Annotated in this window: 19 protein-coding genes; 9 read left to right on the forward strand and 10 right to left on the reverse strand. The window is 63.8% G+C overall.

Annotation, left to right across the window (positions count from 1 at the left end; genetic code table 11):
* Positions 1-111: 111 nt before the first annotated feature.
* From GSQ89_RS19410 to GSQ89_RS19420, 3 genes are read right to left on the reverse strand one after another with little or no spacing between them, the layout of a single operon-like run.
* Positions 112-672: a membrane integrity-associated transporter subunit PqiC gene (locus GSQ89_RS19410; RefSeq protein ID WP_158928226.1), complete on the reverse strand. Its 561-nt coding sequence runs from the start codon at positions 670-672 to the stop codon at positions 112-114.
* 28 nt (positions 673-700) lie between these two features.
* Entirely contained in the window at positions 701-2,389 is a 1,689-nt protein-coding gene (locus GSQ89_RS19415) for an intermembrane transport protein PqiB (protein WP_158928228.1), read from the reverse strand.
* Complete coding sequence (locus tag GSQ89_RS19420) at positions 2,386-3,753, reverse strand: PqiA/YebS family transporter subunit (RefSeq protein ID WP_158928230.1); 1,368 nt, start codon at positions 3,751-3,753, stop codon at positions 2,386-2,388. Before GSQ89_RS19420 ends, GSQ89_RS19415 begins: the two co-directional genes overlap by 4 nt.
* A gap of 185 nt (positions 3,754-3,938) precedes the next feature.
* Here GSQ89_RS19420 and GSQ89_RS19425 point away from each other — a divergent pair, with 185 nt between their 5' ends.
* A complete protein-coding gene (locus GSQ89_RS19425) occupies positions 3,939-5,195 on the forward strand; it encodes an ABC transporter substrate-binding protein (protein WP_216856279.1) in 1,257 nt (418 codons plus the stop codon).
* A 114-nt stretch (positions 5,196-5,309) separates the two neighbouring features.
* Here the strand turns inward: GSQ89_RS19425 and GSQ89_RS19430 are convergent, their stop codons facing one another.
* Positions 5,310-6,374 (reverse strand): ketopantoate reductase family protein, encoded by a 1,065-nt coding sequence (locus GSQ89_RS19430; protein ID WP_158928232.1) that lies wholly within the window; start codon positions 6,372-6,374, stop codon positions 5,310-5,312.
* 220 nt (positions 6,375-6,594) lie between these two features.
* Between GSQ89_RS19430 and GSQ89_RS19435 the strand changes: the two genes are divergently transcribed.
* From GSQ89_RS19435 to GSQ89_RS19445, 3 genes are all read left to right on the forward strand, one after another.
* Positions 6,595-7,761, forward strand: a complete 1,167-nt coding sequence (locus GSQ89_RS19435) for an efflux RND transporter periplasmic adaptor subunit (RefSeq protein WP_158928234.1) — start codon at positions 6,595-6,597, stop codon at positions 7,759-7,761.
* Positions 7,762-7,793: 32 nt separating this feature from the next.
* Positions 7,794-10,922: an efflux RND transporter permease subunit gene (locus GSQ89_RS19440; RefSeq protein WP_158928236.1), complete on the forward strand. Its 3,129-nt coding sequence runs from the start codon at positions 7,794-7,796 to the stop codon at positions 10,920-10,922.
* A gap of 76 nt (positions 10,923-10,998) precedes the next feature.
* Positions 10,999-12,333 (forward strand): aspartyl/asparaginyl beta-hydroxylase domain-containing protein, encoded by a 1,335-nt coding sequence (locus tag GSQ89_RS19445; protein WP_158928238.1) that lies wholly within the window; start codon positions 10,999-11,001, stop codon positions 12,331-12,333.
* A 125-nt stretch (positions 12,334-12,458) separates the two neighbouring features.
* Here the strand turns inward: GSQ89_RS19445 and GSQ89_RS19450 are convergent, their stop codons facing one another.
* A complete protein-coding gene (locus GSQ89_RS19450) occupies positions 12,459-13,091 on the reverse strand; it encodes a PEP-CTERM sorting domain-containing protein (RefSeq protein WP_158928240.1) in 633 nt (210 codons plus the stop codon).
* A 499-nt stretch (positions 13,092-13,590) separates the two neighbouring features.
* Between GSQ89_RS19450 and maiA the strand changes: the two genes are divergently transcribed.
* Positions 13,591-14,247, forward strand: a complete 657-nt coding sequence (gene maiA / locus GSQ89_RS19455) for a maleylacetoacetate isomerase (protein ID WP_158928242.1) — start codon at positions 13,591-13,593, stop codon at positions 14,245-14,247.
* A gap of 32 nt (positions 14,248-14,279) precedes the next feature.
* Here maiA and GSQ89_RS19460 read toward each other — a convergent pair whose 3' ends face one another.
* Both GSQ89_RS19460 and GSQ89_RS19465 read right to left on the reverse strand, forming a co-directional pair.
* Positions 14,280-15,665, reverse strand: a complete 1,386-nt coding sequence (locus tag GSQ89_RS19460) for an FAD/NAD(P)-binding protein (RefSeq protein WP_158928244.1) — start codon at positions 15,663-15,665, stop codon at positions 14,280-14,282.
* Positions 15,666-15,699: 34 nt separating this feature from the next.
* Positions 15,700-15,933 carry a hypothetical protein gene (locus GSQ89_RS19465; RefSeq protein WP_158928246.1) on the reverse strand — a complete coding sequence of 78 codons (234 nt, stop codon included), beginning with the start codon at positions 15,931-15,933 and terminating at the stop codon, positions 15,700-15,702.
* A gap of 245 nt (positions 15,934-16,178) precedes the next feature.
* On the opposite strand from GSQ89_RS19465, the gene GSQ89_RS19470 reads away from it, so the two are divergent.
* Positions 16,179-16,652 (forward strand): Rrf2 family transcriptional regulator, encoded by a 474-nt coding sequence (locus GSQ89_RS19470; protein ID WP_158928248.1) that lies wholly within the window; start codon positions 16,179-16,181, stop codon positions 16,650-16,652.
* A gap of 4 nt (positions 16,653-16,656) precedes the next feature.
* Here the strand turns inward: GSQ89_RS19470 and mctP are convergent, their stop codons facing one another.
* From mctP to GSQ89_RS19485, 3 genes are all read right to left on the reverse strand, one after another.
* Complete coding sequence (gene mctP, locus GSQ89_RS19475) at positions 16,657-18,174, reverse strand: monocarboxylate uptake permease MctP (protein ID WP_158928250.1); 1,518 nt, start codon at positions 18,172-18,174, stop codon at positions 16,657-16,659.
* 9 nt (positions 18,175-18,183) lie between these two features.
* On the reverse strand, positions 18,184-18,387 hold the full coding sequence (locus GSQ89_RS39795) for a DUF3311 domain-containing protein (protein WP_158928252.1): 204 nt from the start codon (positions 18,385-18,387) through the stop codon (positions 18,184-18,186).
* Positions 18,388-19,011: 624 nt separating this feature from the next.
* Entirely contained in the window at positions 19,012-19,344 is a 333-nt protein-coding gene (locus GSQ89_RS19485; RefSeq protein ID WP_158928254.1) for a hypothetical protein, read from the reverse strand.
* Here GSQ89_RS19485 and GSQ89_RS39900 point away from each other — a divergent pair.
* The 3 genes from GSQ89_RS39900 (at position 19,242) to GSQ89_RS19500 (ending at position 23,484) form a co-directional block, all read left to right on the forward strand.
* A complete protein-coding gene (locus tag GSQ89_RS39900; protein ID WP_305782258.1) occupies positions 19,242-19,739 on the forward strand; it encodes an energy transducer TonB in 498 nt (165 codons plus the stop codon). The genes GSQ89_RS19485 and GSQ89_RS39900 overlap by 103 nt on opposite strands.
* Before the next feature lie 118 nt (positions 19,740-19,857).
* Positions 19,858-21,435 carry a lysine--tRNA ligase gene (locus GSQ89_RS19495; RefSeq protein ID WP_158928258.1) on the forward strand — a complete coding sequence of 526 codons (1,578 nt, stop codon included), beginning with the start codon at positions 19,858-19,860 and terminating at the stop codon, positions 21,433-21,435.
* 3 nt (positions 21,436-21,438) lie between these two features.
* On the forward strand, positions 21,439-23,484 hold the full coding sequence (locus tag GSQ89_RS19500; RefSeq protein WP_158928260.1) for a phosphatidylglycerol lysyltransferase domain-containing protein: 2,046 nt from the start codon (positions 21,439-21,441) through the stop codon (positions 23,482-23,484).
* The last annotated feature ends 180 nt before the right edge of the window (positions 23,485-23,664 follow it).

The following is a 23,664-nucleotide window of genomic DNA, read 5'->3' on the forward strand; positions in this document are numbered from 1 at the left end:
GGAAAAGGCGTGGATGCCGATCTGCATCGGCATGACGGGCGACGGCTGCCAAAGAGTCAACGTCAACGGCTTCTGGTATAAATTCCTGCGTAATGATCGCTCATTTGAAATTCACCCACGACCCAGCATTCCGGCGGCCGCATCGGCGAGCTGCGCTGTCGCCGTACTCATCGCCGCGACCAGCGCGCCGGTCGTGGTGTCGGTGGGCCGCACCGTGAGCGTCACGCCCCTCGACACGATACGCTTGCCGTCAACGGCGATCTGCGCCGCCAGCAGCACGGCGCCGTCGCGATCCAGGTCGAATCGTTGCAGATTGATCTCCACCGTCGCGTCCGGCGGGGTGGAGATGGCGCCAGCGTCGCCATACACCATGCTGCCGGGCAAACGCTGGTTCAGTTCCTGCACCAGGATGCGGCTCATCATCGCATCGAGCGGCTCGCCCCACCATTCGTTGGACAGCACGTCCATCCGATAACCCTCGGACGACCGCACGATCTGCGAGCGTTCCAGGTAATGCGGAATGCCGATGGCGCGCAGCTGGATGACCCGCGGCGCACCGGTCAGGGTGGCGCCGGGAACCGACGCCAGCACATACAGGCTCGGGTTGGGGGAAGTACAAGCGGACGGCAACACCGCCAGCGCCAGTAATGCAAACCGCCTGGATACAGTCATCGGACCCCCAAGGTCATGCGTATCTCGATCATTGCACACCCTGATCGGTGCGGCCGCGGATCAGCGCCTCCGGGTGGCGGGACAGCAGATCGGCCAGCACACGGATCGAGCGTGCGGCGTCGGTCAACTGCATCATCAGGCGGGTGGCGTCGCGGCTGAACCCGGAATCGCCGCCATAGCCGGTCTGTAACGATGCGATCAGCTTGTCGGTGCGTTGCACCGTGGACTCCAGGCCGTTGGCAATGGCCGGCAGCCGTTGCATCGCCGGCGTGACACCATGGTTGAGGTTGTTCACCAGAGTCTGTGCGCTCGCCAGCGTCGCTTTCAGTTCGGTAACGGACTGCTCAAGCTCCTTGTCGTTCACCAGCGTGTTCGCCCCGGCCAGGGTCTGGTCGAGGTTCTTGCCGATCGATTCGAAGGGGATACTGTTCAGCCGGTTGACCAGACTCGTGGCCGCCGTGGCTATGTCATCCGAACCGCTGCCCAGGACGGGAATGACATAGGCATTGCCTTCCTTTCCCAGTTCGCCCGGACCGGCATCTTTGTAAATGTCGATCGCCAGTTGCTTCTGGCCGGTCAGGATACTGCTGCTCTCCAACTTCACCCGCAGGCCGCGACGCACCAGGCCTTGCAACCTGGCGTCAAGGCCGGCATCGGTCGGCAGGTCCAGCATGGCGATGCGTTCAGGCTCCAAAGTGAAATGCACCGGGATCAGAACGTTATCCGCCGCCTTGTCGTAGACCAGGGAAACACCGGTGACCTCCCCTATCTTCTGTCCGCGTAAGGTAACCGGCGATCCCGCCGCCAGACCGGTGACGGTGCCGGTAAAGTTAGCAACGAACGGCAAGCTGCGCTTGTAGGTCGAGGAGTCGGCAGCGTCCTGCGAGTCAAACAATTGGAACGGCTGATCGGGCGAGCTTTCCGCGACGATTTGCGGATTGTCGGGCGTTTCGAACGCGATCCCGCCCAGGATCACCGCCTTCAGCGATTCGATCTGGAGTTGCAGCCCGTTCGGGCCAAGCTGTACCGAGGCGCCGGATGCGTTCCAGAACCGCGAGTCGTCATGCACGTATTGATCGAACGGCGCGCGCACGAAGGCGTGGATGGTGATGTCCCGCGCCATCTTGCCGATGTCCCAGCCGAGGATCTCCCCCACGTCCAGATCGCGGTACATGATGGGGGAGCCCAGATTCAGCGATCCGATGCGATTGGCCCGCAGCAGAAAAGTCCGTCCGGGGATGTCCGATTGCAGCACCGGCGGATTCTCCAGGCCGACGAACGTGCGGGTTGGCGTGCCGCCGTCGCTGGACGGCAGCAGATCGATGTAGGAGCCGGAGAACAATGTTTGCAGCCCGCTGATCGCGCCTGCGAAGAAGCGGGGGCGCACCACCCAGAACTGCGCCTTGTCGGTCAGCAGGGGTTCGGCTTCACGGTTCATCCGCACCGTTACCAGCGCCCGCTTCAGGTCCTTGGTCAGCCCAATACTCTCCACGACACCCATGTCCACGTCCTTGTGCTTGACGTGGGACATGTTCGCCTGCAGCCCCTCGGCGGTTTCGAGGGTGATGGTGATCAGTGGCCCGCGTTCGGAGAGCGTGGACCAGGCGAGCCAGATGCCGATGATCACGGTGACCACCGGAATGGCCCAGATCAGCGGTAGCCGGCTTTTGTGGTCAATCTTGGATTTGACGACGGCGGTCGGGTGTTGATCGCTCATATCGTTCCCGCCGGGACCGTCCCCGCCTGGGTCGTTTCCGCCTGGGTCGTTTCCGCCCGCATGGCCTGTGTCCGCCGTGACTCCGTCCTGTCGCGGGCGCTGTCCCACATCAGCCGCGAATCGAAGCTGTGCGCCGCCAGCATGGTCAGGATGACGACGGCGGCGAAGGCGATGGCGCCCGGGCCGGGGTAGACGCTGGCGAGCTTCCCGAACTGCACCAGGGCCACCAGGATCGATTCCATAAATATGTCGATCATCGACCACCGGCCGATGGCGTCGACGATCCGGTACAACACCGTGCGGTCATGTAAGGCCCACCCCGTTCCGGAATGTGTGGAAAACAGCAGAATACCCAGCCCGATCAGCTTCAGGACCGGCACCGCAACGCTGGCGAAGAACACCAGCGCCGCCAGCGGCCACATCCCCAGATCGAGCAGTTCCCGCACGCCGCCCAGGATCGTGCTCGGCTCCCCGGCACCGAACCGAACCACCGTCAGCACGGGGTAGATATTGGCCGGGATGTAAAGCACCATCGCGGCGATGGAAAAAGCCCAGGTGCGCGCGATCGCGCCGGGTTTGCGCACCCGCAGGCGAAACCCGCAGCGAGAGCATCGCATTCCCGGGGCTGAGCGGCTGACCAGGCCACAGGTGTCGCAGCCGATACGCCAGCGATGGATATTCGGTTCGGGGCGGTCCGGCGTGGCCGGGTTGGCATCCAGCATGCGATGATGGCGGCGGCGGTTTGGGGGATCCAGCGCCTCCCACACCGCCTGGTCGTCCAGCAGGTGATCCGCCAGGACCATGATCACCATCAGTCCGCCCAGTGCATAGACCGCGGGACCCAGATCGACCGTTGCGAGATCGCTGAGCCGCACATAGGCGACGAACAGGCCCAGCAGGTAGATTTCCACCATCGACCACGGCCGCAGGTGCTCGACCCAGGCATAGATGGTGCGAAGCGCTCTCGGTGGCCGCTTCAGGCGCAGTCCGATCAGCACGGTCAGCATGGCGAGGATCCGAGCCAGCGGCGCCGCCACGGTGGTGACCAGAACGACCACGGATATTTCCCACAGCCCGTAATGTTCCAGCTCCACCGGACCGGTGATCAGGTCGGCGATACGCTGTTGGCCAGCGGTGGTGTCGGACACCAGCGACAGCGTCGACCCCAGGACGAACAGGACCAGCGCGCTGAGATTGAGGGCGAGCGGCAGCACCAGCGGATCGCGGCGGGTGTGGCGCAGCACGGCGTCGCAGCGGTGGCAGATAGCCCGAGCGCTGGGGGGCAGCGCCGGCAGGATCTGCATCTGGCCGCAATCGGGACATTCAAACAGCCGGGGCGCCGTCGTGTCGGGCGGCGTATCCATCAAATTGCTGCCTGGCGACCGATGAGTGCGTGCATCGTGGTGAATTAGCACGTGAAACCGGTCGAAAAAGAGGCGGCGACCACGGCCATCAAGAAAGTGTACCCGGCCGGTCGGCGGTCGCGGCCCATGGCTTTCACTCCGGCGACAATTCGGGCAGGAATGGCAGCGTAATGGGAGGGTAAAGAATGCACATATCGATGACCCACGGCACCACCGGTTCGTGGAAACGGAAATGGTTGGGTTCGGCCCTGGGCACGCTGCTGGTGACGGCGCTGGCCGGCGACGCGCTGCCTGCTTCGGCCGAGGATCTGCCGGGCGTGACGGCGACCGAGATCAAAATCGGCAACACCGACGCCTATAGCGGCCCGGCGTCGTCCTACGGCATCATCGCCAAGACCGAGACGGCGTTCTTCAAGATGGTCAACGACCAGGGCGGCGTGGCCGGCCACAAGATCGACTTCCTCTCCTATGACGATGGCTACAGCCCGCCGAAAACGGTCGAACAGGTCCGCCGCCTGATCGAGCAGGACCAGGTCGCCATGCTGTTCAACACGCTTGGCACGCCCACCAACACGGCGATCGAGCGCTATACGAACCTGAAAAAGGTGCCGAACCTGTTCATCTCGACCGGCGCGGATAAGTGGGGCGATTACAAGCACTTCCCTTGGACGATGGGGTATCAGCCCAGCTACCGGACCGAGGCGCAGATCTACACGAAATACATGCTGTCGCAGAACCCCAAGGCCAAATTGGCGATCCTGTACCAGAACGACGATTTCGGTAAGGATTACCCGGCCGGCGTGAAGGACGTCCTGGGCGACAAATACGCCAGCGTCGTCGTCAAGGAAGCGAGCTACGAAACGACGGACGCGACGATCGAGAGCCAGATCGCCAGCCTGCAGGCCTCGGGCGCGGATACGCTGCTGGTGGCGGCGACGCCGAAATTCGCCGCCCAGGCGATCAAGAAGGTGCATGACCTGGGCTGGCATCCGACGTTCTTCCTGACCAACGTGTCGATTTCGGTCGGTTCGGTGATGACCCCGGCGGGAGTGGACAACGGGATCGGCATCATCACCACGGGGTATATGAAGGACCCCACCGACCCGGCGTTCAAGGACGACCCCGGCATGAACCAATGGCGGACGTTCATGGCGAAATACATGCCAGACACCGACCTGACCGATGCCAATCCGGTTTTCGCCTACGGGGTCAGTTCCGTGCTGCTGCAGGTGCTGAAGCAGTGCAACGGCGACTTCTCCCGCGCGAACATCATGAAGCAGGCGGCGAACCTGCATAACGCGCCCGATCCGGTGTTGCTGCCAGGTATCACGGTGAACACCAGTCCGACCAATTTCCACCCGATCCGCGCAATGCAATTGCAGAAGTGGACCGGCAAGACGTGGGAGCGGTTCGGCGGCGTCATCGAGGGGTCTGGTTCGTAGGACGCAGCGGAATCGTCCGGGATTGGATCGATCCCGGACGGGAAGCGCAACCTTGAACAAAAAACGTGGCGCGTGACGGCCCCACCCCGAAGCCGTCACGCCCTGCCCCGGTGGTCAGTTCAGCCGCAGGTCGATCAGGTGCTTCGGATCGGGCTGCAGTTCGCCTTTTTCCACCCGCTTGACGATATCGGTCAGCGCTGCGTTGGCGGGTGTGGGCAGGCCGATTTCCTCTCCCTTGCGGACGATGAAGCCGTTGAGGAAATCGATCTCGGTCCGGCGGCCTTTCACCATGTCCTGACCCATCGACGGGCGATGCTCGCCACCGCCGGCTTTGCTGACCTCTTCCAGGCGGTGCTCGTCGTATTCCCGCGCCGCTGCGGGGTCGCCTTCGCCGGCCTTGGCGATCACTTCAGGATCGATATGGTGAACGTCCTCCAGCTCATACCCCAGTGCCTGGCCGACGCGGATCGCCTCGCTGCCGAGACGGGCACCGAAGCGGCGCAGCGTGTTATCACGCAGAATGTCTTTGCTGATCAGTCCCGTGCTGGCGGACATGCCGTTTGCCATGGCGTTGGTCACCAGCTTCGACCAGCGTTCACCCCACAGATTGGTGGTCGCCAGCGCGGAATCGGTCAGCGCGACCAGGCGGCGGATTTCCTGCACACGCTCCGTGATGCGGCCATGCACTTCCCCGGTGCGGAACACGGTGTGCTTGTCGCCGCTCTTGCCCGCCGCGCGGCGCACGTGGCCCGGCTCGCACAGGTCGACGGTGATGGAACTGGCGATGCAGCCGACCACCTTGCCCCATCCCACGACGCCGGCGATGGTCTCCTCATTCATACAATTTTGTAATGAAACGATGAACCCGGCGGGCGCCAAATACTGGGAGATCATGACGGTCGCCCATTCGGTGTCGTACGACTTCATGCAGACGAAGGCGATGTCGAACGGCTTTTCCTTGGCGGCCTGCTGCAGTTCGGTTAGGTGCAGCGCCCGCACCGGCGTGGACCATTCCGGCACGTCGCGGATGTGGGACACCTTCAGGCCCTTGGCCTTCATCGTCTCCACATTCGCCGGCCACGGATCGATGAAAGTGATGTCCTCACCGGCCCTGGCCATGTGGGCGCCGGCATAGGCGCCGACGGCGCCGGTGCCCATGATGGCGATTTTGTAACCCATGTTTCTCTCCCGCTCACAACTGTCCAGAAGCAGTGTGCCGACCCGCGCGGGAAACGCAACCGCTGGCCGTCCACCATTTTCGCGAGAAGCTGTTTGGGGCTTGCAATGATTACGATGGATTTACACTTTTCACAATTTTGAAAATCCGTTGGCCTGACACGCTCCAGATACAAACTTCGTCCTACACAATAGACGCCGGTCGTGTTTCCGCGGAGTTATGATGAAAATAAAACGTGGCGTCGGGCTCATTGTCCCGGCCGTGTTGCTGAGTGCCGTCGTCCTGTGGCGGCTGATGGATCCTGCCTCGGCCGCCGACCAGGGGCCGGCGCCGTCGCCATCCGTGCCCGTTACCTCCGCGAGTGCTCAGGTTCAGGACGTGCCGGAATACCTGCACGGTCTCGGCACCGTCCAGGCGCTGAACATCGTGCAGATCAAGGCGCAGGTGAACGGCACCCTGATCGCCCTGCCGGTCGAGCAGGGGCACGAGGTTCACAAGGATGAGATCGTGGCGCAGATCGACCCGCGCCCGTACAAGGCCGCGCTCGACCAGGCCATGGCGCAGCGGGATGAAGATACCGCGCTGCTGCAAAGTGCGACGCTGGACCTCCGCCGGTACGTCGACCTCGCCAAGCGCAGCTTCGCCCCGGTTCAGCAGGTGGACGACCAGAAGGCGACGGTCGCCAAGGATACGGCGGCGGTCGCGCTCGACAACGCGATGGTCGAAACCGCGCAGATCAACCTGGGGTACTGCACCATCCGGTCGCCGATCGACGGGCGATTGAGCTTCTATCTGATCAACATCGGCAACATCATCCAGACCAGCAGCCAGAGCACCGGCATCGTCACGATCACGCAGGACAAGCCGATCTCGGTGGTGCTGACGCTGCCGGAAGCCGACCTGATCCGGGTGCAGCAGGCTCGGACGAAGGGGCCGGTGTCGGTGGTGGCGTTCAACAGCCAGGATACCGGCAAGGCGCTGGCGACCGGGACGTTGCTGACCCCCGACAACACCATCGACACGGCGACCGGCACGATCGCGCTGAAAGCGACGTTCGACAATGCTGACGATCACCTGTGGCCCGGGCAGTTCATCAACGCCCGGGTGCAGGTCGGCGTTCTGCCGAAGGTGGTCACGGTCCCCCTGTTGGCGGTCCAGCACGGCCCGGACGGCCTGTTCGTCTATACCGTCAAACCCGACAACACGGTCGATCAGGCCAATGTCCAGGTCGGCTACCAGGACGGCGACATGTCGGTGATTACCAAGGGCCTGTCGGGGAACGAGAAGGTGGTGGTCACGGGACAGTCGCGACTGCAACCGGGCACCCACGTCCAGGCAACCGACCAGTCGGCCACCCAAGCCTCCGCCAACGGCACGTCACCGACCTGATCCTATCGACCTAATTTCCGGACGCCATCGCGATGAGCATTTCGACGCCTTTCATTCAGCGGCCTATCGCTACCTCTCTGATGACGGCCGCGATCTTCCTGGCCGGGCTGGTCGCGTACCCGCTGCTGCCGGTGGCACCGCTGCCGAACGTCGAGTTCCCGACGCTGACGGTCACCGCGCAGTATCCCGGCGCCAGTCCGGAAACGATGGCATCCACCGTCGCGACCCCGCTGGAGACCGAATTCGGCCAGATGCTGCCGGGTTTGGCGCAGATGACGTCCACAAGCGTTCTCGGGACAACCACGATCGCCCTACAGTTCGATCTTGGCACGAACCTGGGCAACGCCGAGACGCTGCTGCTGGAGGCGATCAACGCCGCCCAGGGCTCGCTGCCGAAGAATTTGCCCAGTCCGCCGACGTTCCGCGCGATCAATCCGTCCGACGCCCCGATCCTGATCCTGGCGATGCAATCGGACCAGGTGCCGATCACCGAAGTGGACAACTACGCCGAGAATATCGTCGAGCAGCAGATTTCGCAGCTTCCCGGCGTCGGTCAGGTGCTGGTGGTCGGCCAGCAGACCCCGGCGATCCGCGTCCAGGTCGATCCCGCTCGCCTGGCATCGATGGGGCTGACGATGGAGGACGTGCGCACCGTCCTGACCAACGCGACCGTGGATGATCCGAAGGGCAGCATCGACGGGCCGAAGCAATCGTTTGCGATCTATGCCAACGACCAACTGACGAAGGCAGAGCCTTACAACAAGGTCATCATCGGTTATCGCAATGGCGCCCCGATCCGGATCGGCGACGTTGGACGAGCGGTCGACGGGCCGCAGAACCGTGAGCTGGAGGCTTGGACGAACGACAAGCCCTCGGTCCTTCTGCTGGTGTTCAAGCAGCCCAGCGCCAACGTCATTTCCACCGCCGACGGCGTGAAGGGTCGGCTAGAGACGCTGAAGGCCGACATCCCGCCCAATGTCCGGATGACCGTCATTTCCGACCGCACGCTGACGATCCGAGCCTCGGTGAACGATGTGGAGTTCACCCTGATGCTGGCGATCGGGCTGGTGGTGATGGTGATCTTCCTGTTCCTGCGCAACGTCTGGGCGACGCTGATCCCGAGCATCACGATACCCGTGGCGCTGGTCGGCACCCTGGGCATGATGTACTTGTGTGGCTTCAGCCTGGACAACCTGTCGCTGATGGGTCTGACCATCGCGGTCGGGTTCGTTGTCGATGACGCCATCGTCATGCTGGAAAACATCTTCCGTCATATCGAAGAAGGCATGGGACCGGTGGAAGCGGCGTTGAAAGGCGCCGGCGAGATCGGCTTCACCATCGTGTCGATCAGCTTCTCACTGATCGCGGTGTTCATTCCCTTGCTGCTGATGGGCGGCATCATCGGACGGCTGTTCCGCGAATTCGCCATCTGCGTATCGATCACCATCGTGGTCTCGGCGCTGGTATCGCTGACGCTGACGCCGATGATGTGCTCACGGTTCCTGGCGCCTGAAGACCACAAGCACGGGCGTATCTACAATCTGATCGAGGGTATGTTCGCAGGGATGCTCCGCTTCTACGAGCGGACATTGGATATCGCCCTGCGGTTCCGCTTCATCACGCTGATGGTTTTCATGGGCACGGTGGCGCTGACCGCGTTCCTCTACATCATCATCCCGAAAGGCTTCTTCCCGCTGCAGGACACCGGCATCATGATCGGCGTCACAGATGCGGCACAGGATATATCGTACGACCAGATGGCCATCCTGCAGCGCAAGGCAGCCGACGTGGTGAAGGCGGACCCCGCTGTCGACTCGGTCGTGTCCGCGATCGGCGCGGGCACCGGCGGCCAGACAGGAAACGACGGCCGTATGTACATCACGCTGAAACCGTGGGACAAACGGTCCGCCAGCATCATGCAGGTGATCCGTCGGATCGACCAGAAGATGAAGCCGATCGGCGGCATAAGGCTGTTTCTGCAACCCATCCAGGACGTCCGGGTCGGTGCCCGCCTCGGCAGCGCGCAATACCAGTACACACTGCAGGATTCGAACCAGGACGAGCTGAACCAGTGGGCGCCGAAGGTCCTGGCGAAAATGCAGAAGCTTCCGCTGCTGGCGGATGTGACCTCGGATCAGGAAAACTCCGGCACGACCGAAACGCTGACCTACGATCGCGACCAGGCCTCCCGCTTCGGCGTTCAGCCGGCGACGATCGACGCCATCCTGTATGATGCCTTCGGCCAGCGCGAGGTGGCGCAGTATTTCACCGGCAACAAGGCCTACTACATCATCCTGGAAGCCACGCCGGCTGAGTACGGCAGCCTGTCAACGCTGCAGAAACTGTATGTGCATTCCTCGTCAGGTGCGATGGTGCCGCTCTCGACGCTGGTGCATCAGACGACCGTCCCGGTGCAGCCGCTGGCGATCAATCACCAGAGTCAGTTCCCGTCCGTGACGATTTCGTTCAACCTCGCGGGCAACGCAGCGTTGGGACAGGCCGTGACCCAGATCGAAGGCGTGGAGGCGTCGATGGGCCTGCCCGCCACGGTACAAGGCAGCTTCCAGGGCACGGCGCAGGCGTTCCAATCGTCGCTGAGCACCGAACCCTATCTGGTCGCGGCCGCCCTGGTCACCGTGTACATCATCCTGGGCATCCTGTATGAGAGCTACGTCCTGCCGCTGACGATCCTTTCGACCCTGCCGTCGGCCGGCGTGGGTGCGCTGCTGATGCTGCTGATGTTTCATTACGAACTGACCGTGATCGCGCTTATCGGCATCATCCTGCTGATCGGGATCGTGAAGAAAAACGGGATCATGATGGTCGACTTCGCCATCACGGCGGAACGGCGCGACGGGATGACTCCGCACCAGGCGATCCGGCAGGCCTGCCTGCTGCGCTTCCGACCGATCCTGATGACGACCATGGCGGCGATGCTGAGCGGTCTGCCGCTGATGCTGGAGAACGGTGCAGGGTCGGAACTGCGCAAGCCGCTCGGGTATGCGATGGTCGGCGGGCTGGCGCTGAGTCAGGTGCTGACGCTCTATACGACGCCGGTGATCTATTTGTATCTCGATCGGATACAGCATTGGCTGGTGCCGCAGCGCCGGTCCGCCATACCCCGGCTGGCGGAGAAGATGGGGGCGGCGACGGGGGACTGACCGACGGTTTGGCGTTGACCCAAACGAGCGACCGCAGCGCTAATACTCCGTTCGTGTGGCGGAGAGGGCTGCGATCGTGGGTTCCGATGACAACAACACGTCCGACACCATGCCGGCATCCGCTGGAGAGATCGTCGAGCAGGCGATCACGCTCCATGAGCAGAACCGGCTGGCGGAAGCCGAAGCTCTCTACACAGCCGCGCTGTCGCTTGAGTCCGGACATGCCGGCGCGTTGACCCGTCTGGGTTTGCTCCGCTTGCAGCAGAACAGACCCCAGGAGAGCGCCACGCTGCTGCGGCGGGCGATCGAGCAGGCGCCGGATTCGGCCGAGGCGCATTCCCATCTTGGCGCCGCGCTGCAAAATCTTGGGTCGCACGAAGCGGCGCTCGCTTCACTTGACCGGGCGCTGGCACTGGCGCCGGAGTCCACGGAAGCGATGCGACGCCGCGCGCACACCTTGCATGCGCTCGGTCGTGGCATGGAGGCGATCGCGGGCTATGAGACGCTGCTGGCGATAGAACCAGCCAATGGCCTTGCCCAACTGGGGCTGGCGACCGTTCTCGCGGTAGCCGATCGCGAAGAAGAGGCGTTCGTGCGCTACCGGAACGCGGCCGGTGCGAACCCCGCGCTGATCGAGCCGTTGTCGCATGCCCTTGCGGTCTTCGCGCATCGTCACCCAGGCGTGGCGCAGGCGGCCATGGGGCGGATCAACCAGTACATCGGGATGTTCCTGACCAACCATGCCAATCCCCGGATGGGCATTTATCCGGGGCTGACTTCGGCACCGTTTCATGATCCGGCGCGATTGCCGGGCGCTTTGGCACTGGAACGCGACTACGCGGTCATTCGCGCCGAGGTCGATGGCCTGGCCGCCTCGGCGTTTCAGCCCGAGGCGGAAAACCGGATGGGCCGAACGGGGTGGGACATCTTCCCGTTCTACGAACGAGGCCGCAAAAACGAGGAGAACTGTGCCCGTTGCCCCACGATCACCCGGGTTATCGAAGGCTCCAACACCGTGCGGACGATGGCTGGGTTGCTCTACGTCTCCAAGCTGAAACCCGGGATGCATATCGAACCGCACACGGGGCCGACGAACCTGCGGCTGCGGTGTCACCTGGGGATCAGGATTCCGGACGGTGACTGCGGCCTGACGGTCGGCGGCGAAACGCGGCGTTGGCAGGAGGGGAAGTGCCTGGTCTTCGACGATTCGCTGGAACACGAGGCGTGGAACCGCACGTTGGAGCCGCGGATCGTGCTGATTGTCGATTTATGGCATCCGGATCTGACCCCGGCGGAGATCACCTATCTGGAGGGGCTGCACCGGTTCGCATCCTATCAGGCGGTGAGCCTGAACCGATACTGGACGGAAAACGCCGAGGCTCGGTCCAAAATGCGGCGGCAGTACGATTGACCGGACGGGATCGTCCATGGGGCTGGCATGGAAAACAGGTTCGGTGGCGGAAGACCGATCGTTGCGGCCGGCGGAGTGCTTTCGGGGCCACCAGCCGCAACGATTACGCGATTTCGCAGCGCCGCTCAGGCCTTGCGGCGGAAGCGGCGAGCCACGCCAGATGCGAGCATCCCGACGCCCAGGATCGTCAATGTCGCCGGTTCGGGAAGAAGAGGGTCCGGCTCGTAGGGGTTCAGCGTGGTAGGCCCGCTGAGATCGAGCGGGCCTACCACGGCGAAATAGTCGCTGTCGCCCGACGGCAGGCCGCCGTTGGCGAAGTTCACCGTCCCGGCCTCGGCACCCGCGCTTCCGGTGATGGCGGTGAAATAGACGTCCGGACCACCAAACCCGGTCGTGTCGGGATTGTCGCCGGTTGGGGTGACACCGTCGCCGTCGAATCCGTCAATGCCGTTGACGGTGAAATCGAAAATGTCGCCGTAGGACGTGATGTTGAAGCTGCTGATCGGACCATTGGTGTAGTTGTTGACACCGATAAGCGTGTCACCCTCGGCGTCATATGGGCTGCCCGACGGGCCTGTTGATTCCGTGATGCTGCCGTCGGAATTGAAATTGATGTACAAATTGCAGCCCGCCGTCGCCGCACCCACCACGGGGCATGTTTCGTCAGATGACAGACCGGGTTCCGCTCTGGCTGGAATCGCGGCGGCGGCAAGACCCGCGGACGCGACCGCTACCATAAGGATAGCAGAGATTTTCACTGTTTTGCCCCCTCCAAATCCGACCAGTCCGATCGTGACGGTTCAGCAAGCAAACCTTATGCCATCGCAATTATTTCTTTGTTTACAATTATATACAATGTAAGGTTTTTGTTACCATCGTTGCGGATGTAAAATTTTCCGACATAATGCCTTTTGTCAAAAATAGCCGAACGCCAGCCGAAGCGAACGGGATCGGTGGGGCCGTGGGGCCTAATTCCCTTGTTCCGGGGGGTGAGTTCTCGCCGGCGATCATGCGTTGATTTACATTGAAACTGACTTGCCGGCGCCTTCCCCCACCGTGTCGGATTAAAACGGGGTACGTTATGATGTCCGGTGCCCCCGCCACGGCGCCGTGAATATGGGCTGGGCAGCACTATCGGGCAGAGAAACGATCTGGCCGCCGCCCCCCCGTGAGAACACAATTCTGTAGCGTATCACTGGATGGACGGATCGGCGTGCCCGGCTTATTGGGGCGAAAGACAACCCGCATGAGGATGCCATGGCCGCCTACGAACTTTATGCTTTCTGGCGCAGTTCGGCCGCATACAGGGTCCGGGTCGCGCTCACCCTCAAGGGGCTTTCGGCGGAGGAGCACGCGATCGATCTCGATGCAGGTGACCAGTACGGCGACGCTTTCCGAACGATCAACCCGTTGGCAGCGGTCCCGGCGCTGATCGTGCCGGGCCATCCGCCGCTGACGCAATCGCTGGCGATCCTGGAATATCTGGATGAAACCGTGCCCAATCCACCCTTGCTGCCGGCCGATCCGCTGGGCCGAGCGCGGGTGCGCTCGATCGCCGCGGGGCTGGCGGCGGATACGCATCCGCTGGTCGTGCCACGGGTACGACGCTACCTGACGACTATCGGCGGCTTCGACCAGGCGGCCTGGCGGGCGTGGCAGATCCAGTGGTTCACCACCGGGTTGCAGGGGCTGGAGCGACGCCTGGCGACAGACGCCGGAACCGGCCTCTATTGCCACGGCGATACGGTCACCGTCGCCGATATTCTGCTGATGAGCATCGTCGCGGTGATGCGGATGTTCAACATTGCCATCGCCGACATCCCAACCATCGATCGCATCGTCGCGCTGTGCGAAACGCAGGAGGCGTTTGCCAGGGCGGCGCCGCTGAAGCAGACGGGTGCGCCGACGGCCTGACCGCTCGCCCCCGGAAGTAGGATGTTTACACCTTAGGCTGGCGGCCGGGACGGTGCGGCCTTTGCCAGCGTCGCCAGATATTCCGCCAGTTTCTCGGTCTGCCGGCGGATGTCCGGTACGGCGGTCATCTCCCAGAATGTGCCCTTGGTGACCGGGCCGACCGCGAACAGCCGGCGGGAGATCGCGCCGTCCTTGTTCAGCAGGGCGCAGTTGCCGGTGACGTCGAGGCCGAGCCGCAATGGGTCGGGCCGAGCCACGCCGTCATGCAGCAGCCCGCGGATCAGGGGATCGGGAATCCGGTCGTAGTCCGCGCCGGGGCCGGCGCAATTGACGACGCGGGCAACCTCGATCGGTACCAGCTTGTCGTTCTGACGAGGCCGGTAGAGTACCTCCGCCCGGTCGCCGTCGATCATGTACTGGCGCACCCGTCCGACCAGGATACGCAACTGGCCGCTGGCGCGCGCGGCGTCGATCCGATCGGCGACCTGCCCTGCCACGCGGTGACGGTGCACATCCCACCATGGCCGCAAATGCCGCAGGAAACGCCGGCGATCCGGCAGGGACATGGTCTGCCACATATCGACGGTGAACGGCCGCATCTCATCGATGATCGGTTGCCAACCGCTACCCTCGGCGATGGCACGCGCGCTTTCCTTGCGCAAAAACCGCGTCAGGGCGTTTACCGCTGTCGGGAACGGTTCATGTTCCGGGGCGGGTGTCGGCACCGATGCGTGCCGGCGCGGCAGCAGGCCCCGGCGTGACAGGGCATGGATCGGCCCGCGATGGCCTTGGTCCAGCAACGAATTGACCGCATCCACCGTGGTCAGCCCGGTACCGAGCAGCAGGATCGGCGCATCCGGATCCAGATCCGTCAGGGCGTCGGGTGCCCATGGGTCCGGCCGATAGAACGGCGAGTCGTAGAAGCCGGTATCCGCCACCGGCACCGGCGCCGGCGGGAAATTACCGGTCGCCAGCACCGCGAAATCGGCCTGGATCGTGCGATCGCGGTCCAGGCGCAGCAACAGCGGACGGGTGCTGCGGTCCAGGCCGATGACATCGCCCTTTACCAGTTCCAGGCGGTCTCGGCCGCTGCGCTTGATCTCGTCATTCAGCAGCGCGCGGATATAGGCCCCGAAGGCCCGGCGCGGCGCGAATGTCCCGGGGCCGGCGTTTTCGCCCTCCGGTTGGCTGGTCAGCCAGTCCAGGAAATTGTTCGGCTGGTCGTGGAACGCGCTCATGCGGGCGGCCGGCACGTTCAGAATGTGGCTGGGGTTGCCGGTGGCATAGGCCAGGCCGCGGCCGAACTGGCTGTTGCGCTCGATCAGCACAAGGCGGATGGGCGGCGGACAGTGGCGCAGCAGGTGCAGCGACAGCAATGTGCCGCTGAAGCCGGCGCCGATAATGGCGATGGTTGTCATGTGAGATTGTCCTCGATACGGGCGGCGCGCCGGATTAGCCGCGGGCAAGGGTTGGGGGTGGAATCTCGCAATATGGTTCCAGGATCGCTCGGCCGAACGGGGCGAGGCGCTCAAGCTCGATCCATTCGGAGGCGATATCGCGCCCGGCCGGCCCGAACGACCGTTGTACCAACGCCTGGTTGCCACCAATCAGGAATTTGCCGAGGCCGATGACGAGGCCCACATCGCCGGTATCGGTACGATGGACGGTCTGTCCCAGTTCAATCATGATCCCCTCCAATTTTTCGTTGGGTCGTGCCGGTTGCTCCATTGCACCGGACGCATGCCTGCCGCGACAGGCGTCCGGCCGCGCCGTGCTTGCCAAGTCTGCCTCCCTTCTTTTACATACTTAGCCGATAGGGATTATCGGACATCGATGGGGCGGCTTGTCAACAAGGAATTCACGGCCTTGCGGACCCGGCCGCGTTGCGATGAAAGGTTGACCCATGATGGCCACGCGGGCAGATCAAACGAATGTTATCAAGCAAGGGAAAATACGCCGTCCGAGCCGCAACCATGCTTGCGGAGCGGTTCCCGTGCGACGGCTGGACCCCGACATTCGAGATCGCGGAGCGGGAACATATCCCCCGTAAATTCCTGGAAGCGATCCTGGTTCAGTTGCGCGACGGCGGTGTCGTCGAGAGCCACCGCGGGGCACAGGGCGGCCATCGTCTGTCGCGCGATCCTGATACGATATCGGTGGCCGACATCATCCGGATCATCGATGGGCCGCTGGCGTTGACTCCGTGCGCCAGCGTGACGCGGTTTCGTCCTTGCCTGGATTGTGCCGACATCAAGGCTTGCCGGATGCAGCATCTGATGCGGAAGGCGCGCGATGCGGTGGCGGGGGTGTTGGAGAATTGCTCGCTGATCAGCCTGGCGGAGAGTCAGGACGCGGGCTCTGCCCGCACCCGCGAAGGGCCACCGGCCCTTCGATCCCATCCATAGGGGGTTATTCGGCTAGCATCGGGGCTGGGGCCACGAAGGGGCGCAGCAGCGCGGACAGGACGATCGAGACCGCGACGTTGGCTATCAGTGCCCACAGGGCGATGTAGCCGGGGAAGTGGACGCCCATGAACGACAGCGTGAACACCGCTGCCTTGAATGACGTCGTGGAGGCCATCCACGTTCCTACCCCCATGCCGACGACCCAGCCGGCCAGCAGCGCCCAGCCGTTCAGCATCCGCAGATACAGCCCGAGGATCACCGACGGCAGCACCTGGATCATCCACAAGCCGCCCAGCAATTGGAATTGCAGTGCGTACGGCACCGGCACGAAGATGATGAACGCCAATGCGCCGATCTTCACCACCAGCGAGGCCAGCTTCGCCATCGAGGTTTCCTGTGCGCTCGTCGCGTTGGGCGCCAGGAACCCGCGATAGATCGTGCGGCTGAAAATGTTGGCGCAGGCGATCGACATGATCGCCGACGGCACCAGCGCACCGATCGCGATCGCGGCGAACGCTATGCCGGCGAACCATCCAGGGAAGATCGCCAGAATCAGCGCCGGCACCGCGAAGCTGTTGCCGTAGCGTTTGAACCCGTCGGCGAATGCCGGGTTGGTGCCGACATGCAGCGCCACGGCCATGAAGCCCAGAAGCGCCAGCAGGCCCAGCACCAGGGAGTAAGCCGGCAGCAGCGCGGCATTGCGGCGGATCGCGCCGGGGCTGGAACTGCTCAGGATCGCCGTCAGCGAATGCGGATATAGGAACAACGCCAGCGCCGACCCCAACGCCAGCGTCGCATAGATGCTGTAGGCGCCGTAGGTGTCGGCCGCCGGTGCTGCCAATGTCAGTTTCGCTGCCGGAACCGCGGCGAAGATCGGGCCGAACCCGCCCAGTTTCATCGGCACGAAAATCGTCACCGCGATGACCACCAGGTAGATCAGCAGGTCTTTCACCACCGCGATCATCGCCGGAGCGCGCAGGCCGGAGGTATATGTGAACGCCGCCAGGATGACGAACGCGATGATCAACGGCAGGTCGCCGACCAGGCCGTCACCCGACACGCCCATCGCTCCGATCACCACCTGCATGCCGACCAGTTGCAGCGCAATATACGGCATCGTCGCCACGATGCCGGTGATGCCGACCGCCAACGCCAGCCATTTGTTGCCGTAGCGGCCCTGCACGACGTCGGATGACGTGACGTAGCCGTGCTTGTGCGCCAGCAGCCACAGGCGCGGAAACACCAAATAGAGCAACGGATAGATCAGGATCGTGTAGGGAACCGCGAAGAACCCCAGCGCCCCCGCGCCGTAGACCAGGGCCGGGACGGCGATGAAGGTGTAGGCGGTGTAGAGGTCGCCTCCGAGGAGGAACCAGGTGACGAAGGTGCCGAACCGGCGGCCGCCCAGACCCCATTCATGCAGTTGGGTCAGATCGCCGGCGCGCCAGCGGGCCGCCCAGAAACCCAGCCAGGTGACGAAGATGAAGAGCGCGACGAAGACGATCAGTGCGGACCAGTTCATGGCGGTTCCTCAGCCTTCCGCCTTGTAGACGATCCAGGCCAACACGGCTGCGATGACCACCCACAGAAGCTGGTACCAATAGTAGAACGGGAAACCGAACAGCTCCGGCGTCAGGCGGTTATAGGATGACACCCACAGCATCGCGATAAACGGAAGGACGAAGAGGATGCGGAGCCAGTGCCGCCGCGGCTCCGGACCGGGCTGGGTCGCCATGGATGTTGTTTCCTTCCCTGATCGCCTGCGCGAACCGACTAACGAGAATGTCACTTTTCGCGCTTCAATCAGATAAGTCGTTGCTCGTCAAATGGTTCGCTATTCGCAACTGCCCGGGGTGGGCGAAATCCCTATGCCGTATCCGTGCTGGCGATCCCGCGGCGGGTGGGCCCGTGGCAAAACGGCAACAGGTAGCAGGATCGCCAAAGAAAATGCTGCATCGCAGCAAATAGCCCTTGCATGCTGCACCTGCGAAGGCCATTATAGAACCCGCAGACGCGCTACGGCGCACTGCTTTCTTGGACGTTTCCTCCCTAAACTTCGGCGGTGCCAAAAGCACCGCCGTTTTTTTGTCCGCCATCCGGTGGTCCGATGGACGCCGAACCGCGCCCCTTCTCCCCGCGGCTTACATTGCCTGCGCCGTTTTGACAGAATGGAGGCGGCATGGGGGATGACGATTGGACCAGCCGCTACGCGCCACGACACGACCAGCGCGGGCCGCCCCGGATCGGTTCGGGTGGGGTATCGGCGTCTCCGTCGCGCTGCATGTGGCGGCACTGGTTGGCTTGGCGTTCATACCCCATCACCTGACCCCTGCGACCGAGGCTCCGGCGGTCGAACTGGTCATGCTGCCGGTCGATGTGGAAACCGCTCCAACCGCGCCGTCACCGGAAGCCACGCCTGCCCCGGAACCCACCCCATCGCCTCCGCCCCAGCAGGAGGCCCATGTCGATCAACCGCCAATCCCTGAACCGGCGCCGCCGCAAGCCGAACCCGCACCTCCGGAGCCGGCTCTTCCGCCGCCAGTGACGCCACCACCGACACCGACAGCCGAAGCCCCGCCCCCAGAGCCGATGCCACCCCCGGCTCCTCTCCCTGAACCACCACCCGAACCTCCGCCGCCGCCTCCGCGCGTTCGGACAATCGTTCGGCGTTCGGCCGTCCCCCCTCACCCATCGCGAGCCCCAACCGCGCCAGCGGCGGAAACCTCACAGCCGCCAGCAGAAGCGTCCGCCGTCCCCCTGGTATCGCCGGGGCCGCCCGCGTCGCGAGAGGTACCTGCCCGTCTGGATCCCAACTGGCTCGCTGGCGTCAGCCAGTGGCTCCTGGCCCACCGTACTTACCCGGAGATGGCTCGGGAACTCGGGCGGCAGGGCACGGTGGTGGTGCAGATCACCGTCGACCCGGACGGGCACGTGCGGGATGTGAAGCTGATGCAGGGCAGCGGATCGGAGTCACTCGATCAGGCCGCTCAGGCACTGGTGCGGAACGCTCACCTGCCACCGTTTCCGTCGGACATGAAGCTGCCCCAGCAAACCGTGACGCTGCCCATTCGTTATCAGCTGGAGTGAAACGGGTGTCACCCGGACGCCGCCTACCGCGGACCCGTCTGTATGAATTTCTGTCCATTGCACGTGGCGCACGTGGTTACGATTGACCTGATGCGGCCCGGTCCATAGCTTCCGCCCCATGTCCGATACAGTCCGCAACAACCTGACCGAACTCCCCAAGGCATGGCCGTTTGAGGAAGCGCGGAAGGTGGTGAAACGCCTCGCAGCGTCGGGCAAGGAAACCGCCTTGTTCGAAACGGGTTACGGCCCGTCCGGCCTGCCTCATATCGGCACGTTCGGCGAAGTCGCTCGGACCACCTGGGTGCGCCGAGCGTTTACCGAGATCACGGGACGGCCAGCGAAGCTGCTGGCGTTCAGCGACGACATGGATGGTCTGCGCAAGGTGCCGGACAACATCCCGAACAAGGACCTGCTGACGCCGCACCTCGGCAAGCCGCTGACCCAAATTCCCGACCCGTTCGGCACCCATGACAGCTTCGGTGCCCACAACAATGCCAGGTTGCGGGCGTTCCTGGATTCCTTCGGCTTCGAGTATGAGTTCGCGTCGTCCACCGAATACTATCGGGCTGGCCGTTTCGACGCCGCCCTGGTGCGCGTGCTGGAATGCTACGATGCGGTCATGGCCGCCACGCTGCCGACGCTGCGGGCGGAGCGGCAGGCGACCTACTCGCCGTTTTTGCCGGTGCATCCGCATACCGGGATCGTCATGCAGGTGCCGATGGAGCGGATCGACCCGGCCGCCGCCACGGTGACCTGGAAAGACCCGGCGACGGGCGATGTGTTCGAGACCTCGGTCAAGGGCGGTGCCTGCAAACTGCAATGGAAGGCCGACTGGGCGATGCGCTGGTATGCGCTGTCCGTCGATTACGAGATGTCGGGCAAGGACCTGATCGATTCCGTCAAGCTGTCTGGCCGGCTGTGCCGCATCCTGGGCGCGCAACCGCCCGATGGCATGACGTATGAGCTGTTCCTGGATCAAGACGGCCAGAAGATCAGCAAGTCCAAGGGCAACGGGCTGTCGGTCGACGAGTGGCTGACCTACGCGCCACCCGAATCATTGTCCCAGTTCATGTACAACAAGCCGCAGAGCGCCAAGCGGCTGTATTTCGACGTGATCCCGCGCGCCGTGGACGAGTACGTCGGCAATCTCGACAAGCTGCGGGCGGAGGCCGAACCCGCCAACCCTGCGTGGCATATCCATGGCGGCCGTTTGCCGAACCATGCGGGCAGTCCTATCTCCTTTGCCATGCTGCTCAACCTCGCCAGCGTGGTGAATGCCGATTCTCCGGACATTCTTTGGGGCTTCATCCGCCGCTATGCGGCTGGCGCCAGTCCGGAGACGCAACCGTTGCTCGACCGGTTGGTGGACCATGCGATCGCCTATTACCGGGACTTCGTGCGGCCGGAAAAGCGCTACCGCCAGCCCACCGATATGGAGCGTGCCGCGCTGGAAGACCTGGCGGCCACGCTGGCCACGCTGGCGGACAGTTCGGCCGAAACCATCCAGAATGCGGTGTTCGAGGTCGGCAAACGCCACCCGTTCCCCGATCTGCGCACCTGGTTCGGCGCGTTGTATCAGATCCTGCTTGGCCAGCAGGAAGGGCCGCGTTTTGGCGGCTTCGTCGCCCTGTATGGCATCCCCGAGACGATTACGCTGATCCAGTCAGCGCTCACGCGTCGATCCGACGCGGCCTGAGTCATGGCGGCGGGCACCCGAAAGGCGTTGAAAAGCTGGGTTCGCCATTTGCCGCCGATGCTGGGCATCGCTCTGCTGATTGGTGCCATCTACGTGGTGCAGCGAGAATTCCGCCACCTTCGGCTGAAGGAGATTGGTGAAGCACTGGCCGCGATTCCGGACCACGCGCTGGTGTTTTCGTTCACCTGGACGATCCTGTCCTACTTTATCCTGACGTTTTACGATCGCCTCGGCACCATCTACGCGGGCCATAAAGTGTCTTATGGGCGGGTCGCGTTCGCGTCCTTCTGCGCCTATGCGCTGTCACACAACCTGGGATTTGCCGCCATATCCGGCGCCGCGGTGCGCTATCGCCTGTACGCGCACTGGGGGCTGACACCGCTGCAGATCGGCAAGACCGTTGCGTTCTGCAGCCTGACCTTCGGCCTGGGCGGGATGGTGCTGGGCGGCTCGATCCTGTTCATGGAGCCGCGGGCGATACCGTTCTTCGGCCCGCATCTGCCGAGGCAGGCGCTTTACGGATTCGGCGTGCTGCTGTGGGCCATCGTCCTGGGCTACGTCACGCTGGCCAAGGTGTTTGGCCGGATCAAAGTCGGCGGCCACGACATCGAACTGCCGGGCTGGCGCATGGCGATCATCCAGGTGTTGCTGGCCACTGTCGATGTCGCCGTCACCGCCACCATCTTCTATGCCCTGCTGCCGCATGCGACAGGCCTGACCTGGCTGATTTTCCTGGGCGTCTACGTCGCGTCCTACACCGCCGGCCTGGCCGCCAACCTGCCGGGCGGCATCGGCGTGTTCGACACCGCGATGCTGTTCGGGCTGTCACCCTATATCGGCGCGCCACGCATCATCGGCGCGATCCTGGTGTTTCGCCTCTACTACTATGTGATTCCGCTGTTTCTCGCCGGCTCCCTGTTCGCCGGTAACGAGATCCTGCTGCGGGGTGGCGGCCTGCTGGGCCGTTTTGGCCGTCTGGCGCCGGTCCAGGCGGTCGGCCGCTGGAGCGAGCCGGACTTCGCCGTCACCGCCGCCACCGGGGCCGTCGGCCTGTGCGGCGTGCTGATGCTGTGCCTGGGCGTGTTGGCGCCGGAGGCTGATTTCTCCTGGATGGACCCGGATTACGGCGTGTTTGCCAGCCAGGCAGGCCAGTTCGTCCCGTCGCTGATCGGCGCCGGGCTGGTGGTGATGGCGATCGGCCTGTCGCATCGGGTCAACCTCGCCTGGGGCCTGACCATATTCCTGCTGGTTTTGGGGGCCGCCTTTACGGCCACGCAGGAAGCCCGCATCTGGGTGGTCGGCCTGCTGGTGTTGACGACGCTGCTGCTCGCACCGTTCAGGGCCTGCTTCTATCGCCACCCGCATCTGATGAGCGGGCCGCTGCAGCCGGGCAGCGCCTTGACCCTGGTCGTGCTGGGCCTGTGCCTGTTCTCGCTGGCGGTCACCCGATCGCACACGCATCTGTTGCACAACAATGCCTTCTGGGCGGTCATCATCTCCCGCGAGTTACCGAATACCGTGCGGCTCGCGGTCGCGATCTCCATGCTGCTTGGCCTGACGGCGATCTGGCTGCTGCTGCGGCCGGGCCGCGTGCGCTATCTGCCCTGGGACAGCGACGCGCGCCGCCTGCTGTTCGGGATGGGGGCCGGGCCGTATCAGACCGCCGATGGAGTCGTCCTGGGGGAATCCGAGCGGGCGGCGATCCCGTTTCGGCGGTTTGGCCGGGTGCTGTTGGGCCTGGGTGACCCTGTCGGCGAGGAGGCTGATCGGATCTCGGCGATCTGGCGCCTGCGTGACCTGGCGCAGCAGGAGGGATCGGATGCCGCGGTCTGGCATGCCGGCCCCGAATTGCTGAAGGTGTATGGCGACCTGGGCCTGACCGCGCTGCCGCTGGGGCCGGACGGCCTGCCGATGCCGGAATCGGACGGCGATACCCCGATCGCCGGGCAATACCTGGTTTGCAAGGCGGAGCGGGACCTGACCATGTTGCTGCCGGTGTTGCCGGCCCTCGCGCTGGGGTTGCGGCCGACCGTGCCGGCCGTGGTTTGATAACAACCCGCCGAAAGACTGACGCACTGACCCCTCGCCGTCATGGTGGGCGAAGGCTGACCATCCATGCCTTGGGTTAGAAGGGCAGAAGGCGTGGATACTGGCATTCGCCAGTATGACGGGGTGGCCGCGGGTGGAGAGTGGATCTCGTGCGGGTGGGTATAAGCTGTCTCAACCGCT

The sequence above is a fragment of the Acidisphaera sp. S103 genome (assembly GCF_009765975.1).
GTDB lineage: Bacteria > Pseudomonadota > Alphaproteobacteria > Acetobacterales > Acetobacteraceae > Rhodopila.

Bases quoted from the DNA above. Each gene is read 5' to 3' on its own strand.
- GSQ89_RS19410 (WP_158928226.1), bottom strand. From the start codon at position 672: ATGACTGTATCCAGGCGGTTTGCATTACTGGCGCTGGCGGTGTTGCCG.
- GSQ89_RS19415 (WP_158928228.1), bottom strand. From the start codon at position 2,389: ATGAGCGATCAACACCCGACCGCCGTCGTCAAATCCAAGATTGACCAC.
- GSQ89_RS19420 (WP_158928230.1), bottom strand. From the start codon at position 3,753: ATGGATACGCCGCCCGACACGACGGCGCCCCGGCTGTTTGAATGTCCC.
- GSQ89_RS19425 (WP_216856279.1), top strand. From the start codon at position 3,939: ATGCACATATCGATGACCCACGGCACCACCGGTTCGTGGAAACGGAAA.
- GSQ89_RS19430 (WP_158928232.1), bottom strand. From the start codon at position 6,374: ATGGGTTACAAAATCGCCATCATGGGCACCGGCGCCGTCGGCGCCTAT.
- GSQ89_RS19435 (WP_158928234.1), top strand. From the start codon at position 6,595: ATGAAAATAAAACGTGGCGTCGGGCTCATTGTCCCGGCCGTGTTGCTG.
- GSQ89_RS19440 (WP_158928236.1), top strand. From the start codon at position 7,794: ATGAGCATTTCGACGCCTTTCATTCAGCGGCCTATCGCTACCTCTCTG.
- maiA (WP_158928242.1), top strand. From the start codon at position 13,591: ATGGCCGCCTACGAACTTTATGCTTTCTGGCGCAGTTCGGCCGCATAC.
- GSQ89_RS19460 (WP_158928244.1), bottom strand. From the start codon at position 15,665: ATGACAACCATCGCCATTATCGGCGCCGGCTTCAGCGGCACATTGCTG.
- GSQ89_RS19465 (WP_158928246.1), bottom strand. From the start codon at position 15,933: ATGATTGAACTGGGACAGACCGTCCATCGTACCGATACCGGCGATGTG.
- GSQ89_RS19470 (WP_158928248.1), top strand. From the start codon at position 16,179: ATGTTATCAAGCAAGGGAAAATACGCCGTCCGAGCCGCAACCATGCTT.
- mctP (WP_158928250.1), bottom strand. From the start codon at position 18,174: ATGAACTGGTCCGCACTGATCGTCTTCGTCGCGCTCTTCATCTTCGTC.
- GSQ89_RS39795 (WP_158928252.1), bottom strand. From the start codon at position 18,387: ATGGCGACCCAGCCCGGTCCGGAGCCGCGGCGGCACTGGCTCCGCATC.
- GSQ89_RS39900 (WP_305782258.1), top strand. From the start codon at position 19,242: ATGCCACCCCCGGCTCCTCTCCCTGAACCACCACCCGAACCTCCGCCG.
- GSQ89_RS19485 (WP_158928254.1), bottom strand. From the start codon at position 19,344: ATGGGTGAGGGGGGACGGCCGAACGCCGAACGATTGTCCGAACGCGCG.
- GSQ89_RS19495 (WP_158928258.1), top strand. From the start codon at position 19,858: ATGTCCGATACAGTCCGCAACAACCTGACCGAACTCCCCAAGGCATGG.
- GSQ89_RS19500 (WP_158928260.1), top strand. From the start codon at position 21,439: ATGGCGGCGGGCACCCGAAAGGCGTTGAAAAGCTGGGTTCGCCATTTG.